The following is a 16,054-nucleotide window of genomic DNA, read 5'->3' as shown; positions in this document are numbered from 1 at the left end:
GCAATGATACTCTTACTATTAATCTTAATCCCGTTTGTATCCGGCCTCATCAGTTTTCTCTGGAAAAGTGAAAGCGTAAAAGGATGGGCATTGGTCACGTCTTTAATCACATTGATAGTAGCAGGAGTTGCCTGTCAGATAGGTACCATGAATGACTTGACTTATGAGCATAACTGGATTACATCTTTAGGCGCGCACTTTAATCTGAAGGGTGAAAGCATGAGTTTAATGCTTACATTATTGACTGCAATCATTTTTCCGGTTGTATTCATTTCTCAATGGAACAAACCTGTTGAAGGCCTGAATCGCTTTATGGGTTTGATGCTGATGACGCAAGCCGGTTTGATGGGTGTTTTTCTTGCGCATGATTTGTTGCTGTTCTATTTCTTCTGGGAATTAGCTTTAATTCCTGTTTATTTCCTTTGTTCTACCTGGGGTGGAGAAAAACGTATCAAAGTAACATTCAAATTCTTTGTGTACACTTTTTTAGGCAGTTTGATTATGCTATCCGGCATTATCTTTTTATACCTTCAAACTCCTGACCGTTCGTTCGGTTGGGAAGCGATAAAACAAACCGGAGCATCTTTACCTGCAATGCAGCAACAAATATTATTCGGATTGTTTTTCATCGCCTTTGGTATAAAAATGCCCATCTTTCCTTTCCATACGTGGCAACCCGATACCTATGAACAATCTGCAACACCTGTAACCGTTATTTTAAGTGCATTGATGGTGAAAATGGGTTTGTTTGCAACGGTTAATTGGCTGGTAGATATTTTCCCTGCAGGGACAGCATACTGGTCCAATACAGTTATGATTTTAGCTGTTATCGGCATTATCTATGCTTCTTTATTGGCATGGGTTCAGACAGATATTAAACGCCTGATTGCTTATTCTTCTATCGCTCACATCGGGTTGATGGCTTTAGGCATTTTTGCCAATACAGACATTGCACACAATGGTTTAATGGTTCAGATGTTTAACCACGGTATAAATATTACCGGAATGTGGTTAATCGTTGCCATGATTGAACAACGTTACGGAACACGCAACCTGAAAGAATTAGGTGGCATGGCTGGTACTGCCCCGACAATGACAATTGCATTGGTTATTATTGCTTTTGCAAATATTGCACTGCCTCTTACGAATGGATTTATAGGAGAGTTTATGTTATTCCATGGCATTTTCCAAAGTGCCAATCCCAATCACATTACTTTCATGGTATTAGCAGGGCTTGGTGTGATATTGGGTGCGGTTTATACTTTGAACATGGTTCAGAAAGTTGCCTATGGTGAATCGAAAACAGGAGATGTTATTAAAGATGTAAGCAAAAATGAACTGATAGGTATCGTGATTATCATTGCTATCATCCTGGTATTAGGCGTGTATCCTAATTTGCTGATGGGGATTTTAAAATAAATATTTTCCGCCTTGTTGATATTTCCGCCAACAAGTATAGAGATATAAAAAATTAATAGTACAAAAACCCTTTTGAGGGTAGGTTAAATATGAAACCATTAATAGCATCTGCATTATTCGGCGTTATCATGATGTTCGCCGCATTATCGGTTAAAGAGAAAAAAACATTTTCACTTATAGCTGCCTTTTTACTGGCAATATTAGTGGGTGTCAATGTTTATGAGTTATGCGAAGTAATGCACAATGCCAACGGCGACACAACCCTTTTTGGCAGCATGTTACGATATGATTCTGTTTCCATCTGGTTCAATACGCTGATGACTTTCATTACGTTTCTGTATGTATTGCTTTGTGGTAAAAATATTGAACGCGTTGGTCAGCATGTAGGTGAATATTACAGCCTTATCTTTTTTATTCTTTGTGGTGCAAATCTATTGACAGGCTATAGCAATCTTTTAATCTTATTCTTAGGAATCGAAATCCTTTCTATTCCTCAATATATTTTAGCGGGTAGCGATAAAAAAAGTCTGAAAAGCAGTGAAGCTTCTTTGAAATACTTTTTGATGGGTTCTTTTTCAACCGGTATTCTTTTAATGGGAATTTGCCTGTTGTATGGCGCGATGCACACTTTCGATATTACTAAGTTCAATTTCATGGAACCGGGCGGCATGAATATGATGGCTTTGGCGGGAATTCTATTTCTGATCGTCGCATTCGGATTTAAAGTATCGGCAGCGCCTATGCATTTCTGGACGCCTGATGTTTATGACGGCGCACCGACACCTTTCACTGCTATAATGGCAACCATAGTAAAAGCAGGTGTTTTCATGGCTTTCTTCCGTTTGTTCAGTCAATCGTTCGGAGGCATTAACGCACATTGGTCACTGGTTTTATCTATCGTTACGGCGTTAACTTTATTCATAGGAAATATCACAGCCGTATTCCAGCAAAGCGTGAAACGTATGCTTGCTTATTCTTCCATTGCTCAGGCAGGTTTTATGTTATTTGCGGTTTTGTCTGTAAATGCAACCGGCATGAAAGGTTTAATCATCTATTCTGTTGCCTATAGTGTAGCTACCATTGGTATGTTCGCTGTATTAATGAAGCTGAAAGATTATACTTACGATGGTTTTAACGGCCTTGCAAAAAAAGAACCTTTCCTCGCCTTTGCTGCTTCTATATTTTTATTCTCCCTCGCAGGTATTCCATTAACGGGCGGTTTCTTCGCCAAATATTTTGTATTAACTGCTGTTATGGAACAAAATACGAATATGGCATGGCTGGTTATATTTGCCCTGATAATGGCAGCAGTCAGTGTTTATTATTATTTCAAAGTACTGATGGCTATGTATTTCAAAAAAGGCGATCCCGAAATGGCAATGGAAGTAACATCCACAGATAAAGTAGTGCTTGGTATAGTAGTTGTCATTGTATTATTAATCGGTATTATGCCCGATGTTTTAATCGGATGGCTTACCAACTGATTTTATTTACTCAAAATGAATTGATAACAAAATGAGAAGGCGTGTGTCTTCTCATTTTTTTTATCTTTACCCTGCAAATACTTGTTGAAATATCTTGTCATTCATCAAATCGATAACCCGAATAAAATTCCTCCTGCATTGAAAAAAGCGCTACTCTATTCTTTTTTGTCGATAATAACATGTAAAGCCGTCATGGCTCAAACTACTTATCTGCCATTAAATACACCGGAGTATCATCTTTTAGACAGACTGGAAACTATGAATGGCGTTCTTTCCGATGATTTCTATACCTCATTCAAGCCTATTCCTCGCAAAGGTGCAGTTCAATTCCTTACAAGTTTGCGAAGAATAGCAAGTGCCCCTGGCAGCGCTATTAATAACATTGACTATTATGATATCGAAAGAGCCATTTCCATTAGTGGCGAATGGTCTGAAACTGCGGAGGGAGATGATGGCGCTATCAATTCTAAAATGCCAATACTGAAATACTTTTATGAGAAACAACCCGACATGGTACATGTCAATACAGATGGCTTATACCTGGTGGTAAATCCTGTTTTGTATGTTGAAGGAATGAAGGAAAATCATGTAGATGGTCTTAAATATATCAACACCAGAGGCGTGGAATTCCGTGGAAAGATATTCAGCAGGATAGGCTTCTACTCCATGTTAGCCGACAATCAGGAAAAACCGCCAGGTTTCGTATATAACTATGCCAATAAATATCAGGCATTTGCCGGAAACGATTACTTTACACCTTATCAAGGTACTGCTCAATCTAACAGCACTTTTGATAATTTAATAGCAAGGGGTTATGTGGATGTGGCCGCGTTGCACGAACACCTCAATGTAACTTTTGGCTTCGACAAGCAATTTTCGGGCGATGGTATGCGAAGTCTTTTTCATTCTGATTTTGGCGCTCCGGCAACCTTCCTCAGATTGCGTGCCAATGTCTGGAAGCTGATGTACGAGACACTTTACCTGGAATTGACGCCACAATATTTAAGAGGTATCGACAGGCAGTTACCGCATAGCTATGCTACTTTTAATCAGGCAAGCATGAATGTTTTGCCCTGGTTGAATGTCGGTTTATTTGAGTCAACCTTATTCTCACAAAAAGATAATTTTCAGGTTCAGAACTTAGTACCTGTAATATTCTACAATACTACAGCAAGGGCACTGGGTGCAAATCAAAAAACTTCTCTGGGTTTCAATTTCAAAGCATTGGCATTACGACGTTTGCAGTTATATGGTCAGGCTTATTTCGATCAGTTAAAGTTTGATAAGATAAGCGACGGATGGTGGGGCAATCAATTCGGTGTTCAATTTGGGGCTAAATATTTCAATGCGTTCAGCATTTCCAATCTTGATTTGCAGGCCGAGGTTAATGTAGTTCGTCCTTTTACTTATGCTTCCAATGACAGCATTACGAATTATGCAAATTATAACCAGCCACTTGCACACCCTTATGGTGCAGGTTTTGCAGAGTTCATAGGCATTATAAAATACCAGCCTTTAACGAAATTGTATCTTTCAGCGAAAGTTATTTATTCTATGCGGGGAACTGACAGTACAGGCGCTTTAAATTATGGCAATAATATTTTCCAATCTACACAAACAAGAAGCGGAGAAGAAGATTTCGGATTAACTGCCGGACAACAATGGAAAGGCCTTTATGGAAATGTCAATGCAGCTTATGAATTGAGGCCAAATCTGTTTCTTGAAGCAGGTGCCATTTATACTAAAGGAAATTTTGATAACGGCATTATTGGTGTTGCTAACTCCGTGACCATGTATGGCGGATTGAGGCTGAATATTGCCAGAAAGGAATATGATGGATTTTGATGACAAACATTAGAATCTGGATTTATTAATCTTAATACTTGCTCCGTTATTCAATTTCTATTTTTCAATAATATTAGTGCGAAGCAAAATTTTTACTTTTGAATTTTAATTATTATGCCAGTAATTCTTCCCGTAAAAGGAGTTGATCCTCAAATTCCCGAATCTTGTTTTATAGCGCCCAATGCTACCGTTGTAGGTGATGTGGTAATGGGCGAAGACTGCAGTGTCTGGTTCAATGCAGTAGTGCGTGGCGATGTCAACAGCATTCGCATGGGCAATAAAGTCAACATTCAGGACGGCGCCTGTATTCATGCTACTTACGAAAAAACCAAAGTCCATTTAGGCAATAATGTCTCTGTAGGCCATAATGCAATTGTACATGGCTGTACGGTGAACGACAATGTATTAATCGGCATGGGGGCTATTGTAATGGATAATGTGGAAATTGGCAGCAACAGCATTATTGCAGCAGGAGCTGTGGTTCTGGAAAATACAAAAGTGCCGGCCGGTTGTATTTTTGCGGGCGTACCGGCCAAAAAGGTTAAAGAAATAAGCGCGGAACTCATTGAAGGGGAAATCACCCGTATTGCCAACAATTATACCATGTACAGCGGATGGTTTAAGTAAATATCCTTTTTCTCCGGAAATATACTCTAACTCACCAGAGAAATCACTTTTTGCTGCAGAATGATGTTCGGAAATGCAGGAATGTCTTCTGTAACTTCGGATTATCTTGACTGATTCGTACTCCTAAGCGCACAAGTCAAACAACTGTTCACTCAAGACTCACGCTTGTTCACTCGAGACTCAAAGCCACTCACTCGAAATTTAGGCTTGTTCACTCGTGACTATAAGCAATTCACTCGATGCACAAGGCAATTCACCCGTTGCAAAGGGCAATTCACTCGACGCAAAGGTCCATTCACTCGTGACTCATGGCAACTCACCCGTTGCACAGGTCCATTCACCCGATGCACATGACCAATCACCTGAAACTCATGACTAAGCAAATAATTATTATCTTTGCGGGATGCATACAACTACTCATTTGGAACCGTTGACACAGTCATATATAGAAAGAGAAGAGCAATTTGGTGCTCATAATTACCACCCGCTTCCGGTTGTTATCAATCGTGGCGAAGGTGTTTTTATGTGGGATGTGGAAGGTAAAAGATATTACGATTTTCTTTCAGGATATTCGGCAGTTAATCAGGGGCATTGCCATCCTAAGATTATCAAAACATTGATAGAACAGGCGCAAAAGCTGACTTTAACTTCCCGTGCTTTCCATAGCGATTTATTGGGTGAGTATGCAGCATATATTACCGGCTATTTTGGTTATGATAAAGTGTTGCCCATGAATACAGGCGTTGAAGCTGTTGAAACGGCATTGAAGCTTGCACGTCGTTGGGCATATCAGGTAAAAGGTATTGAAAGTAATAAGGCAAAAGTTATTACGGTTGAAGGTAATTTTCACGGACGTACTATAAATGTAATTTCTTTCAGTACAGACGAAAGTGCACGTAAGGATTTTGGCCCTTTTACTACCGGTTATGTTACCATTCCTTATAATGATACCAGGGCTTTGGAAATTGCCTTGCAGGATAAAGATGTAGCGGCTTTTTTAGTAGAACCTATCCAGGGCGAAGCGGGCGTGTATGTGCCGGATGATGGTTATCTGGCAAAGGCTTATGACATGTGTAAAGCTGCCAATGTATTATTTATTGCCGATGAAATACAAACAGGTCTGGCGCGTACCGGTAAAATGCTTGCCTGTGATCATGAAAACGTACGTCCTGATGTTTTGATTTTAGGAAAAGCTTTAAGCGGCGGTACTATACCCGTTTCTGCAGTTCTGGCTGATAATGAAATTATGATGACTATTCAACCCGGTGATCATGGTTCTACTTATGGTGGTAATCCTTTGGCATGTAAGGTTGCTATTGCGGCACTGGAAGTTCTGAAGGAGGAAAACATGATGGAAAATGCGGCGGAATTAGGTGAATATTTCAGGGAACAATTACGTGGATTGAATCATCCGAATATTGCTCTGGTTAGAGGTAAGGGCTTACTGAACGCCATTGTTATCAAGCATGATAATCCGGAAGCAGCCTGGGAACTATGTCTGGAATTGAAGGAAAACGGATTGCTGGCAAAGCCTACACATGGCGATAAAATACGTTTTGCACCACCATTGGTTATTACTAAAGACCAGATTGATGAATGCGTTGGTATAATTGAGAAAAGTTTGAAGTGTTTATAAAATCCTACTTAATTTTTAAAAAGAGATGTCAGATATTGGCATCTCTTTTTTTTATCCTATTATATTTAGTATTTAAAACAGGACAGCTATATTTGTTTCATGACGAAGTCAAAATCATCATTGTCTACGGTAAATTATATTACCGGTATATCGGACGGTATGTTACTGCCTATTATTCCATGTGCATTGATAAGCCTTTATTTTGGAAATGACTTAACAGAAGCTTTTGTCTGGTTTACAATTACTGTTTGTTTGGGCGCTTTTGTATATGGCTTTGCACGTTATAGCGGTGAGAAAAATGAAATCAAACATAATCATCCTTCCATAGCAAAGGAAGAATCGCAGAAAGACGCGGAACGATTGAAGCGTATTGGAATTGATGAAAGCCTGGTAAATGAAATGATGCAACAGGTTAAGAAGGAGCAGGAAGATTGGCTGAAAGAGGTCAGGGAAAATAATATGGATTGGGAAAGCCTTGATTTAAAGAGAGCGGGACGAAGCGGATTGCAAACAGGTCTCGGTTTTTTAACAGGGGCTTATCTGATTTCACTACCTTTTCTCTGTCTGATTTTAAGCATTTTTGGAATTGTTGCTTTTTTAATTACAGAGTTTATTTTGATGGGTCTTTTTGGTTGGCTAAAGGGTAAATATATCCGAAAGAACCCTTTTGCTTTAGCTATAACACAGGTTATTTTAGGCTTTTCCGTTTTGATAGTATTAGCCGCTGCCGGATATTGGCTGCTTGAAAATGTGATGCATTTCTAATCTACTTTTAATGAGCTGAAAAACTTGTCGGTAAAGCTTAAACCATCTGTTCCCGTTACATCCAGAATACTCAGCGCATAAATATGAGAACCGGCAAACATGACATGTGCGTAGATATTTTCATAAGGAACGGCCTCGGTAGGATTATGATTTTTAAAAACAACATCATAGCCCATTAATTTCCCGATGGCAACCTTTTTCTTCGAAACCAGTTCCGCACCTGTAAATTGACCCGCAACATTCTGAAGGATAATATCAACGAACATGCTATTGTTATAGTTGGCAGCAACGGCATTTGAGTCAACGCCATATTGAGTTACGTCAATTACAGTTGCCATGCCTGTTATTTTATTTTCCTTATCCATCATGCTGTACAAAATAATCTGTCCATCCTGGTTCATTTCTTGTGGTTTTGATGGGAAAACCACACTCGAGCGATTATCCAGTTTTGCAGTGTATTGCGCAAAACCGGTATTACATAAAACAATAGAAAGCAGTACAAGTATGATTTTCTTTGACATTGTTTATAGCATTTAAAAGGCCTCCAAAGCTACTTCCATTTTAGAGCCGCGTGAACCTTTGATTAAAATTGTTGCATGTTCAACCTTATTTTCCGACAGGTAATCTTTCACTTCCGAAGATGTGGCAAACCAGATATAATTATGTTTTGTCGCTTCAAACTCTTTTCCGGTAAGAATTACATTTTGAAAGCCTAACTGAATTGCCAAATCAACTAATGACTGATGTTCCGCGACAGATTCTTCACCCATCTCTTTCATTGCGCCAAGTAACAGCCATTTGTTTTCGGCCTGTAAAGAAGCCATGTTTTCCAATGCCAGTTTCATACTTGTGGGGTTGGCGTTGTAAGCATCCAGAATGATTTTATTACTGCCTTTTTCAATCAACTGTGAACGGCTATTAGATGGTGTATAGTTTTCCAAAGCCTTTTTTATCGTATCAATATCCACATTAAAATAATGACCGACAGCAACTGCAGCCAATACATTCGGTAAATTATAAGCGCCTACTAATTGTGTGTTTATCTGTACTTCCATGCCAGAAGTCAGTATCACTACTTTAAGCATGGTGTCGTCGCCAATAGCTCTTCCTATTACCTGGGCGTTCGAAGTTCCATAAGTGATTTGTTTCTGAATGCCTTGCGACATTTTTTCCAGGTAATCCAAATCTGCATTCCTGAAGATGGTGCCGTCAAATTTCCTGATGTAATCGTATAACTCGCCTTTTGCTTTCTTAACACCTTCCAGGCTTCCGAAGCCTTCCAGATGGGCTTTACCGACATTATTAATTAAACCAAAATCAGGATTTGCATATTTACAGTAGGAAGCAATCTCACCAATATGATTGGCTCCCATTTCTATGATTGCTATTTCCGCATCTTGTTTTATTTTAAGTAAAGTTAACGGTACGCCAATGTGATTGTTCAGGTTGCCTTCGGTAGCATAGGTTTTATATTTGGCAGATAAGACAGCAATTAATAACTCTTTTGTTGTTGTTTTGCCGTTGGAACCGGTAATGGCTATTACAGGAATATCCAATTGCAGGCGATGATGATGCGACAATAACTGTAATGTGGTTAAGACATCATTGGTAAGAATATATCTGTCATCGGTTGCGTATTGAGATTCGTCTATTACTGCATAAGCAGCGCCGTCTTCCAATGCTTTTGCCGCAAAAGCATTTCCGTTAAAATTGTCGCCTTTTAATGCAAAAAAAATATCGCCTTTTTTAATCTTTCGGCTATCTGTCTGTATGGATGGGAATTGTAAAAAAAGATTGTATAATTCCGGAATGAACATGAAAAGTGTTGTTTGAATTTTGGATATGCAAAATAGAAGTTTATTTGCTAAATGCCAGATACTAATTTTTTATTTCGGTTGTCAGACTTTATTATATAACCGGGAAACAAAAATCCCGCAGCAACATAGTTACTACGGGATTGATAAAATAGTTCAGAGGCATTATCCTAAAATAGGATCAGCATGCTGATTTAGAAATTGTTCTGCTTTTATCATATCATCATGCAAAACGCGGTCTGCATCATTGAATGAAACTTCTTTGCGAAAGGCTGTCATCAGGTTTTCCAGCTTAGCAGAGCTTTTACCCGGGCGGCGGAAATCCATTGCCTGAGCAGCACACAACAGTTCAATAGCTAATACGCGCTGCACATTATCAATTACTTTTTTAAGTTTGGTTGCTGCATTGGCTCCCATGCTTACATGGTCTTCTTGTCCATTGCTGCTTACAATGCTATCAACAGAAGCAGGTGTGCAATATTGTTTGTTCTGACTTACGATGGATGCCGCCGTATATTGTGCAATCATAAACCCGCTGTGTAAGCCTGGATTTTGTGCCAGGAAGGGTTGCAGGCCTCTTTGTCCGCTTACCAGAAGGTATGTTCTGCGCTCTGAAATATTGGCCAGTTCAGCCATTGCGATAGCGAAAAAATCTAAATGCAAAGCCAATGGCTGGCCATGAAAATTACCGCCGCTTAAAATCAGATCTTCTTCTTCAAACACAATAGGATTGTCTGTTACAGAATTTATTTCTGTTTCGACAATTGAGGTAATATGCCGGATGACATCTTTTGTAGCGCCATGTACCTGTGGTACACAACGGAAAGAATACGGATCCTGTACCTGTACTTTTACATTTTGCTGTAAAGCGCTGCCTTCAAGCAATGCACGTATAGCTTCAGCTGTTTCAATTTGTCCTTTATGTGGCCGCACCCTGTGAATAGGATGGGAGAAAGGTTCCGATTTACCATCAAAGGCTTCCAGAGAGAGTGCTGCAATTACATCTGCCCAACGTTGCAAACGGCTTGCCTGTAATAAGGCCCAAGTAGCATAACTACTCATGAATTGTGTACCATTCAATAAAGCAAGCCCTTCTTTTGCATGCAGACTTAATGCTTCAAGATTACCTTTTTTCAGGGCTTCTTCTGAAGCTGTTTTTTTGTTGTTTACGTTTACTTCACCTAAGCCTAACAATGGCAAGCTTAGATGGGCCAACGGAGCCAAATCTCCCGAAGCGCCCAATGAGCCTTGCTCATAGACAACAGGCAGGATATTTTCATTGTAGAAATAAACCAGGCGTTGAATGGTTTCCTCATGAATGCCGCTGAATCCCTGAGCTAACCCACGAATTTTCAACAGCAGCATAATCTTTACGATTTCAGCAGGAACTTCGTCACCAAAGCCACAAGAGTGGGAGGTTACAAGGTTTTTCTGTAAATCTGCAAGTTCGTCATCATTGATGCGGACGTTACAAAGAGAACCGAAACCGGTATTGATACCGTAATAAGTCTGTCCGCTTGCAATTTTTTTATCCAGAAAATTTCTGTTGGCATTGATTTTACCAAGGTCTTTTTCTGTTAACTCAATATTTTGATGTAGTAATTCATTGAGAGATGCAATGAGTAAATGCTCCGGTAATTCCATATGCTGGTATTAATTTTAAGAGCGCAAAGATAATTTTATTTTGAATCCTCTTGCATTTGGAATAGCATATAATATTATCAAAGCCCCGAAAAACAGGAACTATTTACTAAATACAATGATCGCTTCGCTTTTACCATTTATGCTATCATCAATCATTACTTTTGCGTCAATTTGCTTTAGAAAATTATGTAATAATGTAGTGTCGATTCTTGTTATAACGTCAGTGCCCAAATCAGGTTCTGCAGCTGTATTTTCAGTGTAACTGAAATGATATTCGCCATCAGAGAGCTTACAGGAAATAATTAAATCAACCTGCTTTTCGAAATGAATATTGTTCTTAACGGTATTTTTTAAAAGCTCTACCACTGCCAAAGCCAAAGGCACCAGCTTAGCAACTTCCATATAGTAAGAAGAGGTTTTTACTTCCCATCTTATCTGATAAGCATCTGCATCAAAAATTTCGAGTGTTTCTTTGGTAAGTTTCTCGAAGAAAGGTTGTAATGCAACGCTGCTTATTTCTTCGTTTTGCTGTAAAATGTTGTGTGATAGTGCAATACAGTTGATACCCGCTTTTATTTCCTTCTTTATATCATCAATAGATTGACCGGATGCCTGAAATTGGGCATCAAGACTTGAATACAACGCTTCAAGGCTTTCTTTAATGCCGGAATGCAATTCTGCTAATAACAAATGACTTGCTTCTTCGTGTTCTTTATTAAGCTTTGATTTCTGATCTTTAAGTTTGTTGCGAATCTTATATCTTCTGAAAAGGAAAAATGTAATAGCAAAACCCAGCGCCATTAAAAAAGTAGAGGCATACAACAACGATGTCCTGAATTTTAATTGCTCATGTGCAATCATTAATTCGGAATTCTTTTTCTGCCTTAGCAGATTATCAGCTTCCAATAACCTGTAATTGATATCGCCATAAGTATTTCTGTCCATGCTCCTCCAGTCTGCTTCCATTGTTCTCTTCTGTACCTGATAAGCTGATTTGTAATCACCTATATCAGCATAAGAACTTATAAGAAAATTCATTAGTGAAACAGAATCCTTTGTGCGTGACAATTCATAAAGAACAGGAGGGATCACTGCGTTGTAATCGCCATTGAAAAAAGCGTACCTGCTCTTTGATTCAGCGAAATACCGGCCATAAGCCAGTTCGCCATCCTCAAAAGTAGCATTGGACGGAATTTTATTGAAATATTCCAGGAATTCCTTTTGCCTGCCAATCATCACAAAATTATGGGCAATCAGTAAATAGTGTTGGTTACGTGATTTCGGTGTTTTTACCCAGCCAACCATTTCTGCCATCTTCAGTGTATAGAGATAAGCATTAGTCGTATCCTGAGCCTTTGTGTATATGGACGCGATGTTATAAGTCGCCCTTAATATGTTTTCGGCATTGAACGGACGTTCCTTTAGGACGCCTTCATAGTACATCGTATAGTAACGAACAGCTTGTTTGACATTGTTATTGGCATCAAATACAGAACCGATATAGAAATAGCATCTTAGAATTTCCTTTGGATGTTTGTACTTGATGGCAAGCCTGAGCGCTTCAAGATAACATTCCATTGATTTCCTGTAGCTTTCGCGTGTATAGAATGCGTAATAATATTTGCCCTGAACAATATAAAACGAGTCTTGCTTCTCCTCCGGAATTCCTTTAATTTGTTCAATAGCATACTCTGTCAAAATGGGTTTTTGCCCATGTATAACATTGATTTGAAAAAAGAATACCAAAAGTATTGTCAGCAGTAATAATCTTGACATAATTAATTGGTTATATTGGCTTCCAATTGTATTGAGTCCGGATAGAAGGGTAGGGATATGGTGCGCGGATCAATAATGGATTTTCAAATGTTAAGTAAAGATACTTCTTTTTAACAGTTTTCTTTAACATTCGAGTGTGTCAGTTTTTAAAATTTAATTATATAATCGGGCAGGTTTGATTGCATTTTTAATGTAGGGTTTAATAAACGGGAAAGATAATTGTTTATTATTGACATTTGCACATAATTACAAGCCTTATGTGCAACGTATTTGGGCTCAGGTTGCTTTATATATCATAACTAAAATCAAATAATTTTGAATACACCTGTTTTTCATTATGCCAATTTTAAAGAACGCTTTGCCGCCTGTCTTTTGGATACTATTATAATGTGGGTTTTATTGGCGTTTCTGGGAAATCTTTTGAACGAGCAACCCGATCATATATTTATCGGAATCGTTTTCAGTTATAAAGGCACTTGGCTTACTGTTATAGCCGGGTGGCTTTATTTTGCTATTCAGGAATCATCCGTACATCAGGGAACAATCGGGAAGAGAATCTTTAAAATTCAGGTGGTTGATACAGATGGGAAACGTATTTCTTTCCTGAAAGCAAGTGGCCGGTATTTTGCGAAATATATCTCTTACGCATTGCTTTTATTGGGCTTCTTTATGATGCTTTGGGATAAATACAGCAGAACATTGCACGACAGGATATGCAATACTTTTGTTTTGAAAAGTAAGGAATAGGGATGTGTATCAACAGGCATTTCGTTACCACTGGATAAAATCATTAAAATTATTGCTTGCTAATTTTTACTTTAGCCCATTAAATTTCAATTAATGAGTAATTCATTGTTCAGAAGAAAAAATATAACCAACATATTGGCAGAAGGTGGAGATGGTGTGCATGGCGAGGGTGGTTTAAAAAGAGTACTTACTTTAAAAGATCTTACTTTCTTCGGGATTGCCGCTATTTTAGGTGCAGGAAGTTTCAGTAGCTTGGGAGCCGCCATTTTTGACGGAGGCCCCGGTGTGGTTGTTTTATTTGTGATTACGGCTATTGCATGTGGTTTTACAGCGTTGTGTTATTCTGAATTTGCAAGCCGTATTCCTGTAGCGGGAAGCGCTTATACTTATGCCTACGCAAGCTTTGGGGAGTTATTTGCCTGGATTATAGGCTGGGCTTTAATAATGGAATATTCTATCGGCAATATATATGTGGCTTATAGCTGGAGTGATTATTTTACTTCGCTCATGAGTAAATTCGACATTCACATTCCCGCATATTTTTGTACCAGCTATATGGAAGCCAAAGATGCTATTGCAAACAGCAGTGGTAACAAAGAAGCAATACTGGCCTGGAATACAGCTCCTGTTATTGCAGGGCTCCGGTTTATAATTGACATTCCAGCATTGATAATAAATCTGGCTATTACTTATCTGGTTTTCAGAGGGGTAAAGGAGAGCAAGAATTTCAGCAACCTTATGGTGTGGTTGAAACTGGGGGTTGTATTAATTATCATTTTAGTAGGCGGTTATTTTGTATTTAGTAATGGATTGACATTTAACTGGACACCTCCGATAAGCGGTGGCTCGCATTCTTTTATGCCTAAAGGATTTAGCGGGGTTATGATGGCTGTAAGCGGAGTTTTCTTTGCCTATATCGGATTTGATGCCGTTAGCGTACTTGCCGAAGAAAGTAAAAACCCGCAAAGAGATTTGCCAAGAGGCATGATGCTTTCCCTCATTATTTGTACCATAATTTATATTTTATTGACTTTGGTATTAACAGGGGCTGTTAACTATCAGAAGTTTGAAGGCATCGGAGATCCGCTTGCTTTTATCTTTGAACCCGAAAATCTGAATGTAGGCTGGATGCAATTTTTAGTTGCTATCACTGCTGTAGTTGCCATGACAAGTGTGTTATTGGTATTCCAAATGGGACAGCCAAGAATCTGGATGAGTATGAGTCGTGATGGTTTATTGCCAACGGTGTTTCAAAAAATTCACCCTAAATATAAAACACCTTCTTTCAGTACTATCATTACAGGCCTGGTGGTGGGCATTCCGATTATATTTACCGACAAGACTTTTGTGCTTGATTTTACAAGTATCGCTACTTTGTTTGCATTCTTATTGGTTTGCGGTGGTGTGTTGTTAATACCAAAGAAAGAAAAGATTCCGGGACGCTTCCAGATGCCGTATATCAATGGTCGCTTTATATTTCCGTTGATTGTTGCGGTTGCCTTCGTTACCGCTTATCTGCTAAGCAAAACTTATTTTACAGAAATGTTTCAATTTGATTTTAGCAGTAATGAAGATTTTGTAAATGGTAAATCAGGTTTCTGGGATTTAGCCACACCAAAAGTCAGCCTTATTATTTTCTGGGGCTTTGCAATACTTCTTGCTTTGATTGCCTTTGTGAAAAAATATTCCCTGATTCCTTTGATGGGTGTTATAACCTGTGCTTATTTGCTTACAGGCATGAGCAAAAGTAATTGGTTGTGGTTTATAGGCTGGTTGTGTTTAGGATTGGTAGTTTATTTCATTTATGGCTATAATAACAGTAAGCTGAGAGGAAAGTAAACTTTTGTAAACACTTTTTGTAACCTGCAAGCAACACACCTTCTTTTTGTTTGCAGGTTTTATTTTGTCTTATCAAAAGGAATGACCAGATACAAAAACAAAACTCTTGAAAGCCGCATCAGCCAAGGTTGCAATAAAAGACTTAAGATGATACCGACACCTAAATAATAGAAAATGCTGTTGTCTTTAAAAGATAAGCCTAATGTCAAACTGTAGATGATAGCTGTAACAATGAAGACAATTACGATGAATACAAAGTTCATACCCTGCCCATAATTATTCTCTACTTTTATTTTTTGATTACAATGACCGCAGTATTCATTCACCTGCAAACAAGTATTTAGAGGGAAAATGCTTTTTTGAGTGAAGATATTGCCACGTCTGCATTTAGGGCATTTTTCAGTAAGCAAAGAAGGTATAAGCAAAGGATTTTTAGAAGACATTGTTTTGATTTTAAA

13 protein-coding genes are annotated in these 16,054 nt (G+C 38.6%); 8 read left to right on the top strand and 5 right to left on the bottom strand.

The window, feature by feature from the left end; genetic code table 11:
* Window positions 1–3 precede the first annotated feature (3 nt).
* The 6 genes from F0919_RS12730 (at window position 4) to F0919_RS12705 (ending at window position 7,776) form a co-directional block, all read left to right on the top strand.
* On the top strand, window positions 4–1,419 hold the full coding sequence (locus F0919_RS12730; RefSeq protein WP_150033148.1) for a complex I subunit 4 family protein: 1,416 nt from the start codon (window positions 4–6) through the stop codon (window positions 1,417–1,419).
* 89 nt (window positions 1,420–1,508) lie between these two features.
* Window positions 1,509–2,903: an NADH-quinone oxidoreductase subunit N gene (locus tag F0919_RS12725; protein ID WP_150033147.1), complete on the top strand. Its 1,395-nt coding sequence runs from the start codon at window positions 1,509–1,511 to the stop codon at window positions 2,901–2,903.
* 192 nt (window positions 2,904–3,095) lie between these two features.
* On the top strand, window positions 3,096–4,748 hold the full coding sequence (locus tag F0919_RS12720) for a capsule assembly Wzi family protein (protein WP_150033146.1): 1,653 nt from the start codon (window positions 3,096–3,098) through the stop codon (window positions 4,746–4,748).
* Window positions 4,749–4,862: 114 nt separating this feature from the next.
* Window positions 4,863–5,375 carry a gamma carbonic anhydrase family protein gene (locus F0919_RS12715; protein WP_150033145.1) on the top strand — a complete coding sequence of 171 codons (513 nt, stop codon included), beginning with the start codon at window positions 4,863–4,865 and terminating at the stop codon, window positions 5,373–5,375.
* A 403-nt stretch (window positions 5,376–5,778) separates the two neighbouring features.
* Window positions 5,779–7,011, top strand: a complete 1,233-nt coding sequence (gene rocD, locus F0919_RS12710) for an ornithine--oxo-acid transaminase (RefSeq protein ID WP_150033144.1) — start codon at window positions 5,779–5,781, stop codon at window positions 7,009–7,011.
* Between the two features lie 99 nt (window positions 7,012–7,110).
* Window positions 7,111–7,776: a VIT1/CCC1 transporter family protein gene (locus F0919_RS12705; RefSeq protein ID WP_150033143.1), complete on the top strand. Its 666-nt coding sequence runs from the start codon at window positions 7,111–7,113 to the stop codon at window positions 7,774–7,776.
* Here F0919_RS12705 and F0919_RS12700 read toward each other — a convergent pair.
* The 4 genes from F0919_RS12700 to F0919_RS12685 all read right to left on the bottom strand — a co-directional run bounded on the left by F0919_RS12700 (window position 7,773) and on the right by F0919_RS12685 (window position 13,010).
* Complete coding sequence (locus tag F0919_RS12700) at window positions 7,773–8,297, bottom strand: hypothetical protein (protein ID WP_150033142.1); 525 nt, start codon at window positions 8,295–8,297, stop codon at window positions 7,773–7,775. The genes F0919_RS12705 and F0919_RS12700 overlap by 4 nt on opposite strands.
* Before the next feature lie 12 nt (window positions 8,298–8,309).
* A complete protein-coding gene (locus F0919_RS12695; RefSeq protein ID WP_150033141.1) occupies window positions 8,310–9,593 on the bottom strand; it encodes a UDP-N-acetylmuramoyl-tripeptide--D-alanyl-D-alanine ligase in 1,284 nt (427 codons plus the stop codon).
* Between the two features lie 162 nt (window positions 9,594–9,755).
* Window positions 9,756–11,234 (bottom strand): histidine ammonia-lyase, encoded by a 1,479-nt coding sequence (gene hutH / locus F0919_RS12690; RefSeq protein ID WP_150033140.1) that lies wholly within the window; start codon window positions 11,232–11,234, stop codon window positions 9,756–9,758.
* Between the two features lie 99 nt (window positions 11,235–11,333).
* Window positions 11,334–13,010, bottom strand: coding sequence for a histidine kinase dimerization/phosphoacceptor domain -containing protein (locus F0919_RS12685; RefSeq protein WP_150033139.1), 1,677 nt, complete (start codon window positions 13,008–13,010; stop codon window positions 11,334–11,336).
* A 315-nt stretch (window positions 13,011–13,325) separates the two neighbouring features.
* Between F0919_RS12685 and F0919_RS12680 the strand changes: the two genes are divergently transcribed.
* Together F0919_RS12680 and F0919_RS12675 are read left to right on the top strand one after the other, a co-directional pair.
* Window positions 13,326–13,757, top strand: a complete 432-nt coding sequence (locus F0919_RS12680; RefSeq protein ID WP_190277381.1) for an RDD family protein — start codon at window positions 13,326–13,328, stop codon at window positions 13,755–13,757.
* A gap of 93 nt (window positions 13,758–13,850) precedes the next feature.
* Window positions 13,851–15,596, top strand: coding sequence for an amino acid permease (locus tag F0919_RS12675; protein WP_150033137.1), 1,746 nt, complete (start codon window positions 13,851–13,853; stop codon window positions 15,594–15,596).
* A gap of 59 nt (window positions 15,597–15,655) precedes the next feature.
* On the opposite strand, the gene F0919_RS12670 is transcribed toward F0919_RS12675, so the two are convergent.
* On the bottom strand, window positions 15,656–16,039 hold the full coding sequence (locus F0919_RS12670) for a DUF983 domain-containing protein (RefSeq protein WP_150033136.1): 384 nt from the start codon (window positions 16,037–16,039) through the stop codon (window positions 15,656–15,658).
* Window positions 16,040–16,054 lie beyond the last annotated feature (15 nt).

The organism is Taibaiella lutea, assembly GCF_008629695.1.
Classification (GTDB): Bacteria; Bacteroidota; Bacteroidia; order Chitinophagales; family Chitinophagaceae; genus Taibaiella; species Taibaiella lutea.
Note: the sequence above shows the minus strand (reverse complement) of the source record. Positions and strands in the feature narration are given on the sequence as shown.